Here is an 18,689-nt window from a genome sequence, read left to right as displayed (position 1 = left end):
TTCTGGCTTTGCATGTTATGCGTCACTCACTCCTGAAGTTTTCCGTACTTCGGTCATTTAAAACTGTATTTATCCAATCCACTGTTTTGCATATGTTTTTCTCCCGCTCCTTATTCATAGGGCGCTGCTAAAGCGAAATTGGGAGAAGCCGCCTTAACTATCTGAGCATCTCCAAATCGGCCGAACCGGTCAGTCGCGATGCCGGTCAACAACGCCTGTCATCACATAAAAAGCGGCCTAGTTATACCGCAATAGCCAATACCCGTAACTGGGTGCCGACTCAAGTTGTAACAGACTGGGACGATGTTGCGCCGCAAGCTGTTCTTCGTAATGGGTGGAGTCGACCGCTGCGGATCGGCTTTTGTTGTCAGCAAAAATGGCATCATGACGGCCGCTCACTGCGTCCTGTACAAAAAAGAAGCCGCATCAGACATCGTCTTTGTGCCTGCGTATCAAGCGGGGAACCTGAGCGTGACGGTAAACGTGGTGCAACAAGATTTCTCGAGCCATTGCTCCAATCAGGAAGCAGTCGACATGGATGTTTTGCAGCTCGTGCTGAAGCACTCTCAAAACTCGAATGCTCTCGCCTGTGAGTGGTCGATCAGCGCGAATGGAAAGTGCGGTCAATGTAGTTCTCCAAGATGTACTGGGCGGCTTCACGGTTGCGTGAGGATGAGCTTGCCATCAACTCTGCATACGTCACCACGTGAGGCGTGGTTCCTTGCTGGCGGCTGAACGATGAAGTGAAATGTTCCTGGTGCGGCCAAAAGCTCTCGAGTACTTCGACATTACCGTCAGGATCAGATCGAAATCTGTGCTCGTGCATAAACCTGCGCATCGAGTCTTTGGCGTAGTCGGGATCGAAACAGAGGGCACCAATCCCGGCAAGCAACACAGGTGCTATTCGTTCTGCCGCGGCCTCGCCACCCCACATCATTCCCTCAGGCAAATTTGGCTCAACCCTCCAGAGGGCATCAGAATCGGTCGTGTAACGCTTCGGCTTCATCTTCGGACGAAGCTTCGCTGCGTAACCGACTACCCACTCTTCAAATAGACGCGCTGGCTCGATCCAAACTCTCCCGTTGTACCGCTCCCCAATCATGTTTCTGCTTTTGAGTACGTCAAATACGTTTTTGACAGTGCCAACCGAGATGCCGGTTAAACGAGCGATTTCACGGTATGGTGCATTGATCAGTTCGCGATCACAAAGCAAAGGGAACGTAGCCTTCAGAAAGGCGGTAGTTCCCCCACTCGCTGATGGCGAAATAAGGTTTTGTAACCCTGCGGCCAGCTTTAGCCCACAGATGAAGGTTTCGAAATGATCAGTGGAAATGAACATGTTGCCCGCGGCATCGATGAAGGCAATCTCGTTCTCGCGGCACCATTCAGCATGTTCGTTGGACATGCGGCCCGTGACGATCATCGGGCGCCTTCCGAAATTCAAGGGGACGAACCTAAACCGGTCCAGAAGCAAGTTCAATTTGGCTTTGTGTAATGTCGGGATTACTTCGATCAAGTAGGTGACTTCCTCGCCTCGAACTTCAAATACAATCTCATTGTCGAATCTTGAGTCTTGTTGCACCAACTCTAGGAAGTTTCTCCGATGGCTGACTCGCAACTTGGGCGTGTCCTGTACCGCATCCAGCGCGGCGTTAAGTACGGCTTTATTCCGTTCTTCGAAGTCGAGGTCAGAATCAAGGCCCATGTTCAGTTTTTCCTTGTGTTCATTTTTCATGAAAAATAGCAAAAAATGAACAAGAGCGGTAACTGCTTCTGACCCGACGTCTTCCCAAATGTGAGTTGCGGCGCGACTTAGCCCCCCAATCCATTTGACCTCGTACCGAGGTCACCGAGTGGCAGTTGCTGAACGGAAGCAGCCGTTCAAGCCTATTGCGGGAATGTCCGTTTTGGCCGAAGTGCCGCCAGCCACGAAGTGACACCGACTGGTCGTCGGCCGAAGCGGTCAGTCTCCCCAACGGTCGACAACGTCTGTTTGTCGCCCCAAAGCGGGCCTGCTGTATGGCTATCAGCAGCGTCCTTAACTGCGATGTCCGCTAAGTCGGCGACAGACCATCTTTCCATCACTGGTTTACGGCCCCGTGCGCTTCTTTTTACGCATGCACCGACCGTGGTTTCAAATCCTCGCGGAGGCGTATGTACTGAATCTGGGCCGGGCGCTGGCGCTCGCTTGGCCTTTGCTCCGGGCAAATAAATGGGGTTTTCAGGCGTTACAGAAGGCTGGACCTGTCGTAGTCCGCCTGACCCGCTGGCGGCCCCGGCGAACGAGCAAGGGGACCGTTCGGTAGTTGGCAAAAAAATATGAAGACACTGCTCATGGTCAGCCCCGAAATGATGCGCATTTCCGAAGCCTCACGCACGATGATCCTGGTCAATACGTCTAACGTCCTTGCCTCTGTCCGTCTGGTGGGGTTTTAGCCGTAGGCCAAATGTTTCGTGTCTATCCGATGGGTGATGCCATCGATTTCGTAGGCGACGCGTCGAACGGAAAGGCTGGCCATAATCGAATCAATGATTTCAGAACCCGGAAACCTGGACTCGGGCAAGTGCTGGTGATTAAGGAAAGACAGCTCGCCGGAAGTTTCGTTATGCACCACGGCCTGAAACACCAGAGCATCAATCATTTCCTGGGACAGCTCATCCCCAATATCGAAAGAGAATGACTTGCTGTGTCCGGGGACGTTGTACCAGATGAGATAAGTGCCCACGGATTTTCCTTTGCTCGCCAGTTCCAGCCGGATATAGCGCGCCAACTTGATTGCGGGCTGATTAATTATTAATCCTAGCCGGTTGCCGCACATCGCCGGAGCGGAGCAATGCGTAGTTTTGCGGGACCAACGGACGGGTTGTGGTATGCAATTCCTTCTTCCCCATCTTGCGCAATCTCAGGCTCATACGCTTCATGCTTTCTCAAAGATAAACGTCCTGCTGCAGGGGGTCTGTGCGGCGGCGTACTAATGCAGCTTTCATGGCATAACAAGATCGAAACCAGTGTCTGCCCGGTTATTGCGATCAACCAAGGCTCTCTTTGGGCATGGTCCTAAATACGCCAAGCATCCACATACGACTGACAGGGCTGCCGACGGGAAGGTGTCCTGTCGGTATGTTTGCTACCGAACATAAAGACAGTGGGCCGAGGCGTATGCTTGAGCGGACTGCAGGGACTATTGGGCTAGTCGTACCGCTACCAGGAGTATGCAATGACAGCATTTAAGGACCCGCGAAAGAATCATTTGCTTGCGGCACTGGCCCCGGAAGAATGGCAACGCTGGTTACCCCACCTGGAAAGCGTGGATTTGTCATTGGGGCAGGTATTGTATGAGTCCGGCTCCAGAATGAGTCACGTGTACTTTCCCACCACTGCGATTGTGTCTTTGTTGTACGTGATGGAAAACGGAGCTTCGGCCGAAATTGCCATCGTGGGTAACGAAGGCATTGTAGGAATTTCTCTGTTCATGGGTGGTGAGTCCACGCCCAGTCGTGCGGTGGTGCAAAGTGGAGGTCAAGGTTACAGGCTGAAGGCGGCGGTCATGAAAGAGGAATTCAATCGCATGCCCGTACTTCATCTGATGCTGCGCTACACCCAGGCTCTAATCACACAAATGGCACAAACCGCAGTGTGCAACCGGCATCATTCTCTGGATCAGCAACTGTGCCGCTGGCTGTTGTTGAGTCTTGATCGCCTGCAGGGCGATGAACTCGTCATGACCCAAGAGCTGATTGCCAACATGCTGGGGGTACGCCGGGAGGGTGTGACCCAGAGCGCACTTAAACTGCAAGAAGCAGGATTGATTCGCTACGCGCGGGGTCATATCACCGTGCTGGATCGGACTGGTCTCGAAAAACGCACTTGTGAATGTTATGCAGTGGTCAAGAAAGAATATGACAGATTGCTCCCGGCAATCCACGCCACCTAGCCCTTTCCAGGCCCTCACCAATTGATTGGGTCGCCTCGGACATGCCCCAGTCTGGCGACCCCATAATGATGGTGTACGAGCGGACTTCACTGGCATCAGCTTGCCTAAGCCGCCCGCGCGGTGAGGTTGGCATTCCTGGCCTAGGGCAAGACAACCCCTGATCTTGCCTTACAACCAGTATGCCCCCGCTGGTCAGTTCTCCAGCCGCCCGTAGTGGGCGTAAATGGCAATTTCCTGGGCCCGATCCAGTTGCCTCGTCTCGTTGTAGGGCGGTGCATCTTTTATGGCCTGCTGGCTCAGGTCGACCGAAGCCAACTTGTCAGACCAGCTCATGTTCTCAATCCATTGCGGTGCGATAAGTACGGCATGCCCCAACCACCAGTTACTGGTATTCACCACCAGATAACGGATAGCCCAGCTTTTCTCATCAACCAGAAAGTCCTGGATATGGCCGACTTCGCCATTTGATGCCTTGATGTGATAGCCAATCAGAGACTTGCAGCTTCGCAAGTGAGGGTCATCATTCTGATGCTTGGCCTCTTCGATCTTTGCGTGAGTATCCTGGGCTTTTGCCACTGTGGCCGATTCCGGCTCCAGACCCTCGTAGCCGGGCAGCATCATGTTCGGATACAGGCCGCCGCCCCACAACCCGACACCTCCCCAATAGAACGGATAGCCGTAATAGGTCAGATAAGTTTCCTCGTGCTGCCTTGAAACGGGTTTGTCAGTATCGATATCCGGGCTTCCTTCAACTTGCTCGCGGGTGATGGAGGCCGGCAGGGTGCGTTGCCTACTATCAGGAATACCAATCGCGATTGGGGAAATCAGTTTTTTATTACGAGACAACCAATGCCCTGTGTCGACAACCAGGTAACGGACGACCCACGTCTGGTCGTCAAAATATAGATCCACCGCTTTGCCAATGTCGCCATTGGTCGCGCCAATCGTGTAGCCCTCCAGATTCTTCATGCTGCGTAACATGGCCGCTCTCCTTTGCAATGACTGAATGCCGGATTCTCAACTCATTGCGTGCTTTGATCATGGGCACGGGCTTGGATGCGAGCGATCCGATGCAGGTAAATGAACACAGTAGGCCAGGCGCGCGCCGGGCTCGGTGCGTCACCGCACACAGCAAGGCCTCCCCCCAAAACACCCCGGCAGATTTGTGCGTTAACGCACAGACACGTTTTTTATGCAGCGCCCATTGTTGCAAATGTGACGTCCGCGATGGTGCATGCACTTTTGCCCGTGCGAGATACACCGAGAGGTCAGCATGAAGAAGCTCAGCAAGCCAGTCGGTGGCAATGCATTAAAGCAACGGTTGCAAATCGCCGGTTTTGGCCGCCCGGATTGTGACGGAGTAATACACGACCTCGTACGCCTGAACACGGGTGTCGCAGATGCGGCGCCCACACTTGACGATGTCCAGGAGGAATCCGCTGCCCTGGATTTAGCCGGGAACCTGGAGAAGGGTTTGCCGCCAGCGAACGAGGATTACGACGACTTGATGGATCAGTCGCAATACCGCTACCAGCTAGAAAGAATCAGTCACAGCTGGCGAGGCCCACATTACGCGGTTGATGACGATGAAAGGGCACCGAAGGCGCGTGAAGCATCAAGGCATAAAAAGAACGCAGAAAAGCATGTGCACCTGAAGGGTGATCAATCCGGCTTTTTGTCCGATGAGCAGGATGAGTAGGCCAGTCAGCCGCATAACACGAATCAGGTGCATTTCCATGCAATGAAATTCTGTTTTTATCCCGAATCGCCTGAAAAGGATCAGGACCAAATGATGACTATTTTCCCGATGGCGATAGGTTTCTCCACTTTTTCGACGACCGCACTCAATAGGCGCATTTCGCCTGCCCAGCGCACGTTTTTTCGCGCCCGGCTGTTCGCTGGGTTTGGAGTCAGCCAATGCTGTTGGTTTCATCCCGCCGATTCCGGCCCAAATGCCTCACATCAAAACGGTATGACCAGACTGGAGTAAAACTCCACTCCCGTTGCATTGAGGGAGGAAACTTTGAGAGTAATTATGGCAACCAAAATCACGGTCTACAGAATCCGTTTCTGGGACATCAATACCAGTCAATACGTCCTTTCCGAAGGATTCCTGACCAGAGAGGCGGCTCAGGCAGAGCATCTTGAAATTGACCCGAGAAGCAGAATCGACGTAGAACGTCGCACTGTTTTTAACGGGCGCTACCCACCATCCAGAGCGGTTCATCAAACATTCTGAAAACCGCCGCCAACTCGCGTGTGAGCCGCGTATATCCGGTATGTACTCATCACTGAATGCGCAAGGAGTCGGCTCTGATTCGGACGCAACTGTTTGCGACTGGTTCATATCGGATTGGGGACCAACCTCGCCGAGCTAATCATGAAAAGCGTCGCACGGGGAAACAGGAATGTCCGGAATCAAGGAACTGCGTACGAAGATCAAAAGCGTAAAAAACACGCAGAAGATCACCCGCGCTATGGAAATGGTCGCGACATCCAAAATGCGCAAGGCGCAAGAACGCATGCGTTCGGCCCGTCCTTACGGCGAAAAAATCCGCAACGTAGCGGCTCACCTTTCGCAAGCATTTGTGGACTACCCGCATCCATACCTCCAGAAGCGCGAAAGCGTTAAACGGGTTGGCCTGATCGTGGTTACGGCGGACAAAGGCCTGTGCGGTGGTTTGAATACCAACGTACTGCGCCAGTCCGTCACCAAGATGAAAGAACTGCACCAGCAAGGCGTCGAAGTTGCTGTTACCGCAATTGGTAACAAGGGCTTCAGCTTTATGACCCGCAACGGCGCCAAGGTGATTTCTTCTGCAGTAGCTCTGGGCGATACGCCTCACCTGGAATCCTTGATCGGACCGGTCAAGGTGATGGTAGATGCGTTTATCGCGGGCGAAGTAGACGAAGTCCAGCTGGTGTATACCAAATTCGTCAACACCATGAAGCAAGAGCCGACGGTAGAACAGCTGTTGCCCCTTTCCGGTGATGCCTTTGGGCAACCGGCACACGGCTACAACTGGGAATACCTGTACGAGCCGGATGCAAAGACCGTCATTGACGAACTGATGAATCGCTACGTGGAAGCGTTGATTTATCAAGCCGTGGCGGAAAACATTTCATCCGAGATGGCTGCGCGCATGGTGGCCATGAAGGCTGCAACCGATAACGCCGACAAGGTGATCGGCAATCTGCAACTGCTGTACAACAAGACGCGCCAGAATGCGATCACGACTGAGTTGATGGAAATTGTTTCCGGCGCATCTGCGGTTTAGCTAAAAACGGCGATCAGCGAGTCTGAGCGGCAATTGCCATCTCTGCGGCAGGCACCTCTCAAGTGATCGGCGCCATGGTCGGTTATCCGTTGCGTCGCTGATTACGAGGGCTGTTCATGGCATTGAAAGACTATTACCACGTGCTCGGTTTGGCCCCCTCCGCCACTCAGGACGAAATCAAGCGAACCTATCGCAAGCTGGCCCGCAAGTATCACCCTGATCTGAACAAGGCCACCGATGCCGAAGCCCAATTCAAAGAGGTTGCCGAGGCTTATAAAGCGCTCAACGACGTTGAAAAACGCTCCGCCTACGATGCGGCCATCAAGCATGAAAAGAATGGAAACCAGTCATTCAGTCACCCGCCCGAATGGGGGCCTCGTAGCGACTACAACGGAGGCAGGACTGAGGATGCGGGCGCGTTCACCCGGGCGGCATTCTTTGAGGACTTGTTTGCAAGCCATGGGCAGGGAGGTTATTCCGCTGATTCGTTGCAGGCAGGCACAGACCAGTACGCGCGGATACAGATTGCGCTACGCGATGCCTATCTGGGTGCACGCAGGCGCATTGTGCTGCAGGTGGAACACGCGGATGCCAATGGGCATATGCAGATGCAAGAGCGACAACTGGATGTGACCATTCCGAAGGGCATCAGAGATGGTCAACATCTGCGATTCGCCGGGCAAGGCAATCCGGGGCGCAACCAATCGCCCGCAGGTGATCTTTACCTGGAGGTTGAACTGGCACCCCATCCGCATTTCAGAGTGGATGGCCGCGATGTTTATCTTGTTATGCCAGTGGCACCGTGGGAGGCCGCATTGGGTGCCAACGTGGCCATGCCGACCCCCGACGGCAGTGTCCAGCTAACGATCCCGGCTCATTCTCAGCCAGGCCGCACTTTGCGGCTCAAAGGCAAGGGCATTCCAGGTGCGCCCGCCGGTGATTTGTATGCGGTCCTGTCGATTGTGCTCCCGCCTTCGGAAACGGCTGCTGCGCAGATGGCATGGCGCGAGATGAGTAACCATTTCGAGAGTTTCAATCCGCGACAGTCACTGGGACGAGCCACCCATGAGTGAAACGAATCCGACGGTGATATACGGCGTATTGGTCGAAGAAAATGTCCTGTTTACCTTGGCCGAACTAAGCCAGGCGTGCCAGGCTGATGTTTCGCAATTAGTTGCGCTGGTAGATGAAGGCGTACTGATTCCGCAGGGAGATGCGCCCACCGCCTGGCGCTTTGGTGGCACTACCCTGAAACGCGCACGGATTGCCCTGCGGCTTATCAACGACCTTGAGTTGCGGGTGGTAGATACCGCGCTGATCCTGGATTTGCTCGATCAGATTGACGTCTTGACCCTGCAGTTGCGCCGATTTGATGTTCACTAAGTACTAGCCCGTCACGGCGCACCGCTCCCGCCATTTAACAAATTGATGACCCGCAAGTTGGGGTGGTTCTTTGAGTGCCCGAGGATAGCGAGAGATGCGGGGTGAAGCTCGAAGTGTTGCCCTGCAATGATCGGCAACCCGATCCAGCGCACAACCAGCGCCGCGCCAAACTGGCCATGGGAGAACAACGCAACGTTGCCTCGCAGCGCATAGATTCGGGCAATGAGCCTGTCCGCACGATTGGCAACCTGGTGTGGTGTTTCTCCCTGCAGACAGCCATCACGCCAGATGTTCCAGTCCGGATGTCTGGCACCAATATCTGCACTGCGCAGCCCTTCGTAGTCCCCGTAATCCCATTCCGCCAAATCCGGTTCAATTTGTGCAGTTGCACCGAGCCCGGCTAATTGGCATGTGCTTTGAGCACGTTGCCGGGGGCTGGTGAGTACGTAGTCAAACGCGATGTTACGCAGAACCGGCATCAGCGCACGGGCCTCATCTTCTCCCTGAGGCGTCAACGGCAGTTCGGTGCTGCCAGTATGCTGCCCGGTTAATGACCATGCGGTTTGTGCATGCCGGACCAGGTAAAGTTGCGCGAGCATGCTCATGGGTTTTCCAGGGTAACCCGATGACGCTGGCGCGGGCTCATTCTAGCCACTCGCGCTCAATGGTATCCAGCGCCTTGCGCATTGCCGCAATGATCAGCTTGTCCGAGAACGCCTGATCGATATCGGGTATGTCCCACCCAAAAATGGACTGGTATTTCTCTACCAGTCGCCTGACGTCCATCAGCAATTGTTGCCGCTGTGCGTCCAGTTCCAGTTGCTCAATGCTGGTCATGTGGTTGCTCCTGAATGCTTGAGTGATGCTCAGGATATCAATACATCTCAGGCCCATTCCGTTCGCTATCGAACACTTCATGTCACCTCAGCGCGGTCGGGCTTGAAACTATTGTGCGGCAACCCCGCTAGTGCAGCTATGCGCGTTGCCGCACGGACACTGAGTGCCCCGGCGATTACAAATGGTGTGATGACCCACTTGTATGCAAGGCGTGCACCGACCTCATTCAGGACTCAGTCCGCGATGTGAGGCCCCGGATCCTTCCATGAGGAAAACATGCAGCCGTTGATTGCTGGAAACTGGAAGATGAATGGGCTGACAGCGCAGCTTGACTGCATAGAAACAATTGCTGCAGCCGTTCGCACTGCGCCACCCGCCGCCGAGGTCTTACTTTGCCTGCCAGCAACGTTGATCTCACGTGGGGTGCGCGCGGCGGCCGGGCAGTTTCGCATTGGTGGCCAGAATTGCGCCAGCGAGGTTTCTGGCCCCTTTACCGGAGACATCAGTGCGCAAATGCTGAGAGACGCCGGCGCAACGGCGGTGATTGTCGGGCACTCGGAACGCCGCCAGCTTTATGACGAAACCGATGTCATGGTCGCAGCCAAAGCTGAAGCGGCGTGGCAAGCGGGATTGGTCACCATCATCTGCGTTGGTGAAACGTCAGAGCAGCGCTTAGAAGGCCAGACACTGGCCGTATGTGCCGCACAAATTGATGGAAGCGTCCCGACTGGCATGGCCGCCTCTGCCAATGTCGTTGCTTATGAACCCCGCTGGGCCATCGGAACCGGGCGCATTCCCACGTTGCAGGAAATCGCGCAAGTTCACGCGCATATTCGCCTTTGTCTGATAGCTCGCCTGGGCCCGGCAGGGAAAACCGTACCCATTCTTTATGGCGGTTCAGTCACCGCTGCAGACGCCCACAAGATTCTGGCCGTCCCGGAGGTGGGGGGCGCGCTGGTGGGCGGGGCAAGCCTGAATGCCGCTGAATTTGAAACCATTTTCAGAGCGGCCCCAGCCTCAACCTGATCGATACCCGCAGCGTGCTCGATTGATGAGGAAAGCTAACCACCGATAGCGCCCGTCAGACCGCCGGGGGCTGAACCAAAGCATCAGGAAACCTGAATCATGAAAACCGAACCCCTCGTGCCTGACCTGCTTCGCAAAATGGACGCTTACTGGCGCGCCGCCAATTATTTGTCCGTCGGGCAGATCTACCTTTATGACAACGCATTGTTGCGCGTGCCACTGACACTGGCCCACGTAAAACCGCTAGTGGTCGGCCATTGGGGTACCACTCCCGGTCAGAATTTTATTTATGTGCACCTGAATCGCGTGATCAACAAATATGATCTGAACATGTTTTATATCGCCGGCCCCGGGCATGGCGGTCCTGCGCTGGTGGGCAATACCTACCTGGAAGGGTCATATAGCGAGATTTATCCCGACATTGGTCAGGATGAAGCCGGCATGAAAAAACTGTTCATGCAGTTTTCGTTTCCGGGAGGTATTTCCAGTCATGTCGCCCCCACCACGCCAGGATCAATCCATGAAGGCGGTGAGCTGGGCTATTCGCTAAGCCACGCATTTGGCGCGGCGTTCGACAATCCAGATCTGATTGTGGCGTGCGTAGTGGGAGATGGTGAGGCAGAAACCGGGCCGTTGGCCACAGCATGGCATTCCAACAAGTTTCTGGACCCAGTGACTGACGGTGCAGTGCTGCCGATCCTGCATTTGAATGGCTACAAAATCAGCAACCCGACGCTGCTGGCCCGCATAGAGCACGAAGAACTAGCGCAGTTTTTCCAGGGCTGTGGCTGGACACCGCATTTTGTGGAGGGAAGCGATCCCGCCTCCATGCATCAGCGCATGGCCGTGGTGCTGGAGCAGGCGATTCAGGATATCCGGCAGATCCAGCGTGACGCCCGCAGTGGGCACGGCGTTGGGCGCCCGCGCTGGCCGATGATCGTTCTCAAGTCACCCAAGGGCTGGACTGGCCCGAAAGAAGTGGACGGGCTGCAGGTTGAGGGTACATTCCGCTCACACCAGGTGCCGTTGGTGGTGGATGAGAAACACCCTGAACACTTGCAGCAGCTTGAGGCCTGGATGAAAAGCTATAAACCGGAACAACTGTTCGACGCTATGGGTCGCCTCATTCCGGAATTAGCTGAACTGGCGCCGCAGGGTAAGCTGCGCATGGGCGCCAATCCTCATGCCAATGGCGGATTACTGCTACACGATCTGCGCATGCCTGACTTCCGGCTGCATGCGGTACACGTCGCGGCCCCCGGTGCGGTTGATGCCCAGGATACCCAAGTGTTGGGCGGTTTTTTGCGGGATGTGGTCAGCGCCAATCTGGCGCAGGGAAACTTTCGTATTTTCGGGCCTGACGAAACGCTATCCAATCTGTTGGGGTCAGTTTTTGAAGTCACCAACAGGCAGTGGGATGCCCGCAAGCTGGGTAACGATGAAGCATTGGAACCCACCGGACGTGTATTGGATGCCATGCTCAGCGAGCACCAATGCCAAGGGTGGCTGGAAGGCTATCTGTTAACCGGCCGACACGGATTATTCAACAGTTATGAAGCGTTTATCCGCATCGTTGACTCCATGTTCAGTCAGCATGCCAAGTGGCTGAAGGTCACCGCCACCTTGCCGTGGCGACCCAAAATTGCTTCGCTTAACTACCTGTTGACCTCTCACGTCTGGCAGCAGGACCACAATGGCTTTACCCATCAAGACCCGGGCTTTCTTGATCATGTGATCAACAAAAAAGCCGACATTGTGCGGGTGTACCTACCGCCCGATGCCAATTGCTTGCTCTCGGTGTTCGACCATTGCCTGCGCAGTCGGCACTACGTCAATGTCGTGGTGGCTGGCAAACATGCCTTACCGCAATGGCTGGATATGGACGCCGCGGTAACACATTGCACGCAGGGTATCGGTATCTGGCAATGGGCCAGCAATGACCAGGGCGTCGAGCCGGATGTGGTGATGGCGTGTTGCGGTGACACGCCCACGCTGGAGATTCTGGCTGCCGTATCCATGCTTCACCAGCACCTTCCGGACCTGAAAATGCGGGTGATCAACGTGGTGGATCTCATGAAGCTGCAGCCTTGCACGGAACATCCGCACGGCTTGAGCGACACCGATTACGACTCGCTTTTTACCTCTGACAAACCCATTGTTTTTGCTTTCCATGGCTATCCGTGGCTGGTGCATCGGCTCACCTACCGCCGACTCAACCGCAACCTGCATGTGCGTGGCTACATCGAAGAAGGCACGATCACGACCAGCTTTGATATGCGGGTGCAGAACAAACTGGACCGGTTCCACTTGGTACAAGACGTGGTTGACCGGTTACCGCATGGCGGCGGCAGTACTGGGGCTTATCTCAAACAGTTTGTGCAAGACAAACTGATTGAGCACAGCTGGTATATCAATCAACACGGCGAGGATCTTCCTGAAATTTGCAACTGGAAATGGGAGCCGCTGGAATGAACGCCCAGGAGCTGGAATTGATTGATACGGCCCGGGGGCTCGTTGCGTCCGGCAAAGGTCTGCTCGCCATGGACGAAAGCAATTCAACCTGTAACGAAGAATTTGCTGAACTGGGTATTGCACAGACGATGGATGTCCGACGCGCCTGGCGTGAATTGATCATCACGACACCGAGACTGGCTGAATACATCAGCGGGGTCATCCTGTATGACGAAACCATTCGGCAAGAAAGCCGGGAAGGCCCGTCTTTTCTCAATGTGCTCGCCGATACGGGCATAACCCCGGGGATCAAGGTTGATCTGGGCGCCAAAACACAGGCGGGTCATCCCGGCGAGAAAGTAACGGAGGGTCTGGACGGCTTGCGCGGACGGTTGCAGGCGTATTTCCAGATGGGAGCCCGGTTCGCCAAGTGGCGAGCGGTGATAACCATCGGCAATGGCTTGCCCAGTCAGGGCTGTATTGAGGCCAATGCCCACGCCTTGGCGCGCTATGCCGCGCTCTGCCAGGAGGTGGGTTTAGTGCCGATCGTTGAGCCAGAAATATTAATGACCGGAGAACATGGGATCGAGGAGTGCGGCAAGGTCACTGAACAGGTCTTGCATGCGGTCTTTAACCAGTTATATGAGCAGCGAGTATTGCTAGAGGCCATGATCCTGAAACCGGGGATGGTACTGCCCGGGCTGGCTTGCCCCAAGCAGGAAACCGCAGATCAGGTGGCGGATACAACCGTCCATTGTTTGTTACGCGTGGTACCGGCTGCCGTCGCCGGGGTTGCTTTTCTGTCAGGAGGGCAAACGGGTGAGCAAGCCTCAGCGCGCCTGAACGCCATGGCCGTGCGTTTCAACGCTTATGGATCGCCATTGCCATGGGTGCTGACGTTTTCCTTCGCCCGCGCAATCCAGCGGCCCGCGCTGGCCATCTGGAACGGTGATGACACCAATAAAGCAAAGGCGCAGCAAGCATTGTTACACCGCGCCCGCTGTAACTGGGCGGCATTACGTGGCGACTATGACATCGCGATGGAGGGCAATGGATAAGATCAACGGGCCAGGCGATGTCCTGCCTGGTCGCTCTGTTGCACCTTCAAACCAGCCGGTTCCAGCCTGTCCTTGTCCGCTGGCGTGCAGTACCCGTTATGTGCTTTGGCGAACAGACCAAAGCAGCAAGGGCGCAAAAGATAGCGCTGGTGTAGGCCACCTGGCAATGCGCCAAGCCTTCGCAGTTTGAACCTGAAGAAAGGACATGACTAATGAAAGCATTCGTCTATAAAGGCCCCTTATCCAAGGGTTTGGAGGACAGGCCCAAGCCAGAAGTGGTCGCTCACACAGATGCCATCGTCAAGATCAGCAAAACCACCATTTGCGGCACCGATCTACACATCCTTAAAGGCGATGTCCCGACTTGCGAGCCGGGCCGCATTCTGGGGCATGAAGGCGTTGGCGTTGTTGAATCCGTTGGGGCCGGGGTGAGTTCGTTCAAACCGGGTGATCGGGTATTGATCTCGTGTATCAGTGCTTGCGGCAAGTGCGACTATTGCCGCAAACAGATGTTTTCCCACTGCACCACCGGGGGCTGGATTCTGGGCAATACCATTGATGGCACTCAGGCCGAGTTTGTGCGGATTCCGCATGCCGACAACAGCTTGTACCCGATTCCGGACGGCGCGGATGAAGAGGCGCTGGTGATGCTGAGCGACATTCTGCCGACCGGGTTCGAGTGTGGGGTGCTCAATGGCAAGGTTCAGCCGGGGAGTACCGTGGCCATTGTGGGCGCGGGCCCCATCGGGCTCGCCACCTTACTGACTGCGCAGTTTTATTCCCCGGCTGAAATCATCATGGTCGATCTGGACGACAAGCGACTGGAAGTGGCAAAACGGTTTGGCGCGACATCGGTGATCAATAGTGCAGATGGCAAAGCTGTTGAAAAAATCATGCAGCAGACCGGCCATTGCGGTGTGGATACCGCCATTGAAGCGGTGGGGATTCCGGCTACTTTCGAGCTGTGCGAACAAATCATCGCGGCAGGCGGCACCATCGCCAATATTGGCGTTCATGGTGTCAAGGTGGATTTACACCTGGAACTGCTATGGAGCCGCAATATCACCATCACCACGCGTCTTGTCGATACGGCCAGTACGCCCATGCTGCTCAAAACGCTGCAGTCTCACAAAATCGACCCCAAACTGCTGGTGACCCATCACTTCAAGCTCGACCAGATCATGGACGCCTACGAGGCGTTCGGACACGCCGCCAATACCGGCGCGCTGAAGGTCATTATCGAGGCGGGGTGATGTTTGTCTGTCCTCATTTTGTTTGGCTGGCACCCAAGTCAATGCACGCCGCGTACATGTGTCGGTTGCGTTGCCGGTATTTGCCTGGGACAGATTCAAAACTCCAGTGTGCGGACATCAGCAGCTGAGCTGAGCTGAACGCGCTGTGCGGCGACCACCGCCAAAAGGCTGGCATGAAAATCGATTCAAATGATTTCAGGGTGCGGGAAAACGAAAAAGTCGACCTCGGCAAACGGCCCACCAGCACCGGTGCGGGCAACGGTTTGCCAGCTATGCGCCCAAATCGATTGTCGTGTATCTGCGCGGCGACCGGCATACCTGCGGGTCAAATCCCGCCGTGTTGGCTAGGCCGGATCTTGAAAATCCAGGATTCGGTACACCGGTTGCCACAATGGTGAATGAGCGGTGGGATGCCTTCTGTACGCAAACAAACATAAGGCGCGCCACAACGCTGAAGGACTCAAGGGGCAAGAACACCGGCTCGGGCCTTTTGGGAGGGGCGCTTGAATTGATTTGCGCGAGCCGGCCGGGTGGCAGGTGCGCGGTGGCTTTCCGGCACCCGCCACCTCGAAGGCTAGGCTCGGCCATCGGATCGGAATATTAATTGGATATTGAATCCGGGCGTGTCGCTGCCCATCGTTCTGCAAACGGACCCAGGGCCGTTCAGTCCAACTGAGCGCCCGCCTCGGTTCTCTGCGGCCGCTCCACGGAAGGGTCCGCAACGGCTTTGCTGCCGAAGGCCAGGGCTAACGTCGTTGAAGGATTCAGACTATCAACCATGGCGCTTGGAATCAGGATGGTAGCGCCGCGCTCTTTCGTTGTTTCGTAAATGATATTCATGGCCCGTAGCTGCAGCGCAGCGGGGTGTCCGGCGTATATATCTGCGGCCTCGACAAATTTTCCGGCGATGGCCGCTTCGGCAGACCCCAGGATCACTCTGGCCTGTTTCTCGCGTTCAGCCTGTGCCTGCCGTGACATGGCGTCCTGCAATGCCACCGGAATGGCGACATCTCGAATTTCTACCGAACTGACTGAGATACCCCACGGTGCCGTTTTTTTGCCAATCTCATCCTTCAACTGCATGTCCGCGTCCTTGCGGTCAGATAACAGCGAGGCCAGCATCGAAGACCCAATCATTTCGCGCAGGGAGGTTTGTGCAACGCGGTCAATGGCCTCGCGGTAATTGGTAATGGCCAAGGCCGCTTTTTCTGCATCGTGCACATGCCAGAAGATGATCGCGTCGACATTAACGGGAACAGTATCCCGGGTCAGCGCCTGTTCCGCATTGAAGGCCGTGGTTTGGATGCGCACGTCGACAACCGCGACGACGTTGTCCAAGATCGGGATGATCGCAAACAGACCCGGGCCCTTCACACTCTGCAGTTTACCCAGCCGCAGAATGACAAATTTTTGCCAGACGTTGGCCACTTTCAGAGAGGCCGCGACGATAAGCGCAACGGCAAAAAACGGCAGCGCAAGGTAGAGGTTTGCCCATTGACCGACGGCAAGCCCGATGCAGAAAAGCAGAACTACCAGAAATACGGTGATGAGATTCATGATCGTTACTCCCTGCCCACCCGACGCCTGGGCACTCAATGCAACCTACCGGACTAGTCAATCTGACCTTCGCGGCCGCACTAGCTTGTGCGACCATGCTTGCAGATTGTGCTAATTACGCGTGCTACTCCAAATGCTCATCCAGGCCGGATTTGCATGCATTGACAGTATGATTCTCCACATTGGCACGAGCGTCTGTACGACGTCGCACATAGCAGCGATGCCCATGTAGTGGCCTGTCCCTGCCTCAGGGGGCCTGCAGTTAAGGTCGTTGCCTTGAGCCATAAAACAGTCCGCAATTGGTCGGTAGCGGCCAGTGACGATAGTGGCTGCCAACTTCCGCTTTGGCCGATTTGCCGTCAGCCCCAACCAACTGTGGGCAGCTCGTCGGCCAAAGCTGCCGTTCGCAATTGTGAAACGACACGGCTGGTTACAGCCGGGGACCCGACGATGGGCGCTCCGTAACCGTCAACGTCCAGTTTCTCTTGAATTGAACGGGTACTTTCGTACCCAAAATTGCCAGCCAACCGGTATCGTTAAAAAAATAAATTCCGGACGTAATCCTAACGAAGAAAATACATGACTGCGGGGCGTCCAGCCCATTGAAAGCGCTTCGCTTGGCTGGAGACGCCGAAAACCTCCCCGTCCTTTCCAATAACACGAAAGGTGCTCGAGCTTTCGTTCTGCTCTCCGGCCTCCCGGTGGCGGTAGCGGTCCATTAGTTCGTTCCGGTCTTCGGGGTAAACCAGTTCGATAAACGGGACCCCAATCAATTCGTTTTGCTCACTTCCAATTCGCGACAACAGCGCCTGGTTTGCAAAACGGATCAATGCGTCCTGCACCACACAGATGCTCTCATTAGCTGCTTCCGCAATTTCGAGGAAACGACGCTCCGCCTCTGCCAGCGCTCGCTCGGATTCCCGACGCTGACCATCTGAGTTCTCGCGTGTAAGTTGTACTTCTGCCAGCCTCCCCAGAAGCGACTCAGTCTCGGTGTATTTGAGGGTATGCGGGTCGGGGTCTTTGCTCATGACCGCCTGTAGATCTGCCACTGAACCACCAAGGACTGCCTGGAAACTGGCACGCAATTGCCACAGCAGGGTTACGAGAGCACCACATGCAATAATGAAGATCCACATCATGAAACGCGCGTGCCGCTGTGCAAGATCGACTTGGGCAGCCGTTCGCATGGCTACCATGTGGCTGAACTCGCTAATTGGCCCCATGATGGCCGCCTTGGCTCGTAGGTATGTTGCGTCATGCAGCATGCGTATTGCGGCCAGACGTTTCGCGGTGGCATTACCTGTTGTGGCTTCGTTTGGGGTCTCGTCCGCAATCTGCATGGCAGACCGTTCCAGACTGACCAAAGCATCCGACTTGAGCTTGGCCTCAGACAATTTGTTCATTTCAGGGATGGTAAATCCCACCGACTGAATGCGCATCAACAGCGCGGCAGGAGCAACAGTGTCAGTGGGCGGGGATGCGCCAGGAAGAAGATCCCAGTGCACACTGGAGTAGTCAGCCGGCCGTGGGCTGCGTCCATCACGTATATCCAGAATTTGCTGGTAATGGGCGCTATAGCGGGGGTCGCCAGTGACCACGTAGGTCCGAACCATGCGGGTCAGGTCTTCCGAAGTCTGGCGCAATTCGGTTGCAAGCTTCAGCGACTCCACCTGAATCCCGTATGCCACACGAACTTGATTCTCTGCCCGGGCATAAAAAATGAACGCCAGCATGCAACCAGCAAATACGCTGAAGCAGCCCCACAAAAGGAGCGTAAATCGTTTGAGTGTCCGATTGGTCATTCATCTTCCAGGCAACGCAGTAAGCACAACGGCTTGACGTGCATGACAATCGCCATGCAGGCTTTTGGCAAAACTTGATGGCGGCAAGCATACGCGTACAGCCCAG

The 18,689-nt window shown here is 55.3% G+C and carries 16 protein-coding genes; 9 read left to right on the top strand and 7 right to left on the bottom strand.

Features of this window, described 5'->3' with window-relative positions:
• Nucleotides 1–601: 601 nt before the first annotated feature.
• Nucleotides 602–1,705, bottom strand: coding sequence for a type IV toxin-antitoxin system AbiEi family antitoxin (locus tag N7220_RS12325; protein WP_283147816.1), 1,104 nt, complete (start codon nucleotides 1,703–1,705; stop codon nucleotides 602–604).
• A gap of 727 nt (nucleotides 1,706–2,432) precedes the next feature.
• The gene (locus N7220_RS12320) at nucleotides 2,433–2,771 is read right to left on the bottom strand and encodes a hypothetical protein (protein WP_283147815.1); all 339 of its coding nucleotides are present in this window, start codon (nucleotides 2,769–2,771) and stop codon (nucleotides 2,433–2,435) included.
• 447 nt (nucleotides 2,772–3,218) lie between these two features.
• Here N7220_RS12320 and N7220_RS12315 point away from each other — a divergent pair, with 447 nt between their 5' ends.
• On the top strand, nucleotides 3,219–3,935 hold the full coding sequence (locus N7220_RS12315; protein ID WP_283147814.1) for a Crp/Fnr family transcriptional regulator: 717 nt from the start codon (nucleotides 3,219–3,221) through the stop codon (nucleotides 3,933–3,935).
• A 192-nt stretch (nucleotides 3,936–4,127) separates the two neighbouring features.
• On the opposite strand, the gene N7220_RS12310 is transcribed toward N7220_RS12315, so the two are convergent.
• The gene (locus N7220_RS12310) at nucleotides 4,128–4,916 is read right to left on the bottom strand and encodes a PRC-barrel domain-containing protein (protein WP_283147813.1); all 789 of its coding nucleotides are present in this window, start codon (nucleotides 4,914–4,916) and stop codon (nucleotides 4,128–4,130) included.
• Between the two features lie 292 nt (nucleotides 4,917–5,208).
• Between N7220_RS12310 and N7220_RS12305 the strand changes: the two genes are divergently transcribed.
• The 4 genes from N7220_RS12305 to N7220_RS12290 all read left to right on the top strand — a co-directional run bounded on the left by N7220_RS12305 (nucleotide 5,209) and on the right by N7220_RS12290 (nucleotide 8,596).
• Nucleotides 5,209–5,634 carry a hypothetical protein gene (locus N7220_RS12305; RefSeq protein WP_283147812.1) on the top strand — a complete coding sequence of 142 codons (426 nt, stop codon included), beginning with the start codon at nucleotides 5,209–5,211 and terminating at the stop codon, nucleotides 5,632–5,634.
• Between the two features lie 709 nt (nucleotides 5,635–6,343).
• Nucleotides 6,344–7,213 carry a F0F1 ATP synthase subunit gamma gene (atpG, locus tag N7220_RS12300; RefSeq protein WP_283147811.1) on the top strand — a complete coding sequence of 290 codons (870 nt, stop codon included), beginning with the start codon at nucleotides 6,344–6,346 and terminating at the stop codon, nucleotides 7,211–7,213.
• 116 nt (nucleotides 7,214–7,329) lie between these two features.
• On the top strand, nucleotides 7,330–8,286 hold the full coding sequence (locus N7220_RS12295; protein WP_283147810.1) for a DnaJ C-terminal domain-containing protein: 957 nt from the start codon (nucleotides 7,330–7,332) through the stop codon (nucleotides 8,284–8,286).
• Entirely contained in the window at nucleotides 8,279–8,596 is a 318-nt protein-coding gene (locus tag N7220_RS12290; RefSeq protein WP_283147809.1) for a chaperone modulator CbpM, read from the top strand. The genes N7220_RS12295 and N7220_RS12290 overlap by 8 nt, the downstream gene beginning before the upstream one ends.
• Nucleotides 8,597–8,607: 11 nt before the next feature.
• On the opposite strand, the gene N7220_RS12285 is transcribed toward N7220_RS12290, so the two are convergent.
• A complete protein-coding gene (locus N7220_RS12285) occupies nucleotides 8,608–9,201 on the bottom strand; it encodes a histidine phosphatase family protein (protein ID WP_283147808.1) in 594 nt (197 codons plus the stop codon).
• Between the two features lie 37 nt (nucleotides 9,202–9,238).
• On the bottom strand, nucleotides 9,239–9,433 hold the full coding sequence (locus N7220_RS12280) for a hypothetical protein (RefSeq protein ID WP_283147807.1): 195 nt from the start codon (nucleotides 9,431–9,433) through the stop codon (nucleotides 9,239–9,241).
• Nucleotides 9,434–9,709: 276 nt separating this feature from the next.
• On the opposite strand from N7220_RS12280, the gene tpiA reads away from it, so the two are divergent.
• The 4 genes from tpiA (at nucleotide 9,710) to N7220_RS12260 (ending at nucleotide 15,221) form a co-directional block, all read left to right on the top strand.
• Nucleotides 9,710–10,459, top strand: a complete 750-nt coding sequence (tpiA, locus tag N7220_RS12275) for a triose-phosphate isomerase (RefSeq protein WP_283147806.1) — start codon at nucleotides 9,710–9,712, stop codon at nucleotides 10,457–10,459.
• Between the two features lie 99 nt (nucleotides 10,460–10,558).
• On the top strand, nucleotides 10,559–12,931 hold the full coding sequence (locus N7220_RS12270; protein ID WP_283147805.1) for a phosphoketolase family protein: 2,373 nt from the start codon (nucleotides 10,559–10,561) through the stop codon (nucleotides 12,929–12,931).
• A complete protein-coding gene (locus N7220_RS12265; RefSeq protein ID WP_283147804.1) occupies nucleotides 12,928–13,968 on the top strand; it encodes a class I fructose-bisphosphate aldolase in 1,041 nt (346 codons plus the stop codon). Before N7220_RS12270 ends, N7220_RS12265 begins: the two co-directional genes overlap by 4 nt.
• A 212-nt stretch (nucleotides 13,969–14,180) precedes the next feature.
• Nucleotides 14,181–15,221 (top strand): zinc-dependent alcohol dehydrogenase family protein, encoded by a 1,041-nt coding sequence (locus N7220_RS12260; RefSeq protein ID WP_283147803.1) that lies wholly within the window; start codon nucleotides 14,181–14,183, stop codon nucleotides 15,219–15,221.
• A 663-nt stretch (nucleotides 15,222–15,884) separates the two neighbouring features.
• Here the strand turns inward: N7220_RS12260 and N7220_RS12255 are convergent.
• Both N7220_RS12255 and N7220_RS12250 read right to left on the bottom strand, forming a co-directional pair.
• Nucleotides 15,885–16,778: a slipin family protein gene (locus N7220_RS12255; protein WP_283147802.1), complete on the bottom strand. Its 894-nt coding sequence runs from the start codon at nucleotides 16,776–16,778 to the stop codon at nucleotides 15,885–15,887.
• Nucleotides 16,779–17,341: 563 nt separating this feature from the next.
• Nucleotides 17,342–18,583: a PAS domain S-box protein gene (locus N7220_RS12250; protein ID WP_283147801.1), complete on the bottom strand. Its 1,242-nt coding sequence runs from the start codon at nucleotides 18,581–18,583 to the stop codon at nucleotides 17,342–17,344.
• Between the last annotated feature and the right edge of the window lie 106 nt (nucleotides 18,584–18,689).

Source organism: Silvimonas soli (assembly GCF_030035605.1).
GTDB lineage: Bacteria > Pseudomonadota > Gammaproteobacteria > Burkholderiales > Chitinibacteraceae > Silvimonas > Silvimonas soli.
Note: the sequence above shows the minus strand (reverse complement) of the source record. Positions and strands in the feature narration are given on the sequence as shown.

Bases quoted from the DNA above. Each gene is read 5' to 3' on its own strand.
- N7220_RS12325 (WP_283147816.1), bottom strand. From the start codon at position 1,705: ATGGGCCTTGATTCTGACCTCGACTTCGAAGAACGGAATAAAGCCGTA.
- N7220_RS12315 (WP_283147814.1), top strand. From the start codon at position 3,219: ATGACAGCATTTAAGGACCCGCGAAAGAATCATTTGCTTGCGGCACTG.
- N7220_RS12310 (WP_283147813.1), bottom strand. From the start codon at position 4,916: ATGTTACGCAGCATGAAGAATCTGGAGGGCTACACGATTGGCGCGACC.
- N7220_RS12305 (WP_283147812.1), top strand. From the start codon at position 5,209: ATGAAGAAGCTCAGCAAGCCAGTCGGTGGCAATGCATTAAAGCAACGG.
- atpG (WP_283147811.1), top strand. From the start codon at position 6,344: ATGTCCGGAATCAAGGAACTGCGTACGAAGATCAAAAGCGTAAAAAAC.
- N7220_RS12295 (WP_283147810.1), top strand. From the start codon at position 7,330: ATGGCATTGAAAGACTATTACCACGTGCTCGGTTTGGCCCCCTCCGCC.
- N7220_RS12290 (WP_283147809.1), top strand. From the start codon at position 8,279: ATGAGTGAAACGAATCCGACGGTGATATACGGCGTATTGGTCGAAGAA.
- N7220_RS12285 (WP_283147808.1), bottom strand. From the start codon at position 9,201: ATGAGCATGCTCGCGCAACTTTACCTGGTCCGGCATGCACAAACCGCA.
- N7220_RS12280 (WP_283147807.1), bottom strand. From the start codon at position 9,433: ATGACCAGCATTGAGCAACTGGAACTGGACGCACAGCGGCAACAATTG.
- tpiA (WP_283147806.1), top strand. From the start codon at position 9,710: ATGCAGCCGTTGATTGCTGGAAACTGGAAGATGAATGGGCTGACAGCG.
- N7220_RS12270 (WP_283147805.1), top strand. From the start codon at position 10,559: ATGAAAACCGAACCCCTCGTGCCTGACCTGCTTCGCAAAATGGACGCT.
- N7220_RS12265 (WP_283147804.1), top strand. From the start codon at position 12,928: ATGAACGCCCAGGAGCTGGAATTGATTGATACGGCCCGGGGGCTCGTT.
- N7220_RS12260 (WP_283147803.1), top strand. From the start codon at position 14,181: ATGAAAGCATTCGTCTATAAAGGCCCCTTATCCAAGGGTTTGGAGGAC.
- N7220_RS12255 (WP_283147802.1), bottom strand. From the start codon at position 16,778: ATGAATCTCATCACCGTATTTCTGGTAGTTCTGCTTTTCTGCATCGGG.
- N7220_RS12250 (WP_283147801.1), bottom strand. From the start codon at position 18,583: ATGACCAATCGGACACTCAAACGATTTACGCTCCTTTTGTGGGGCTGC.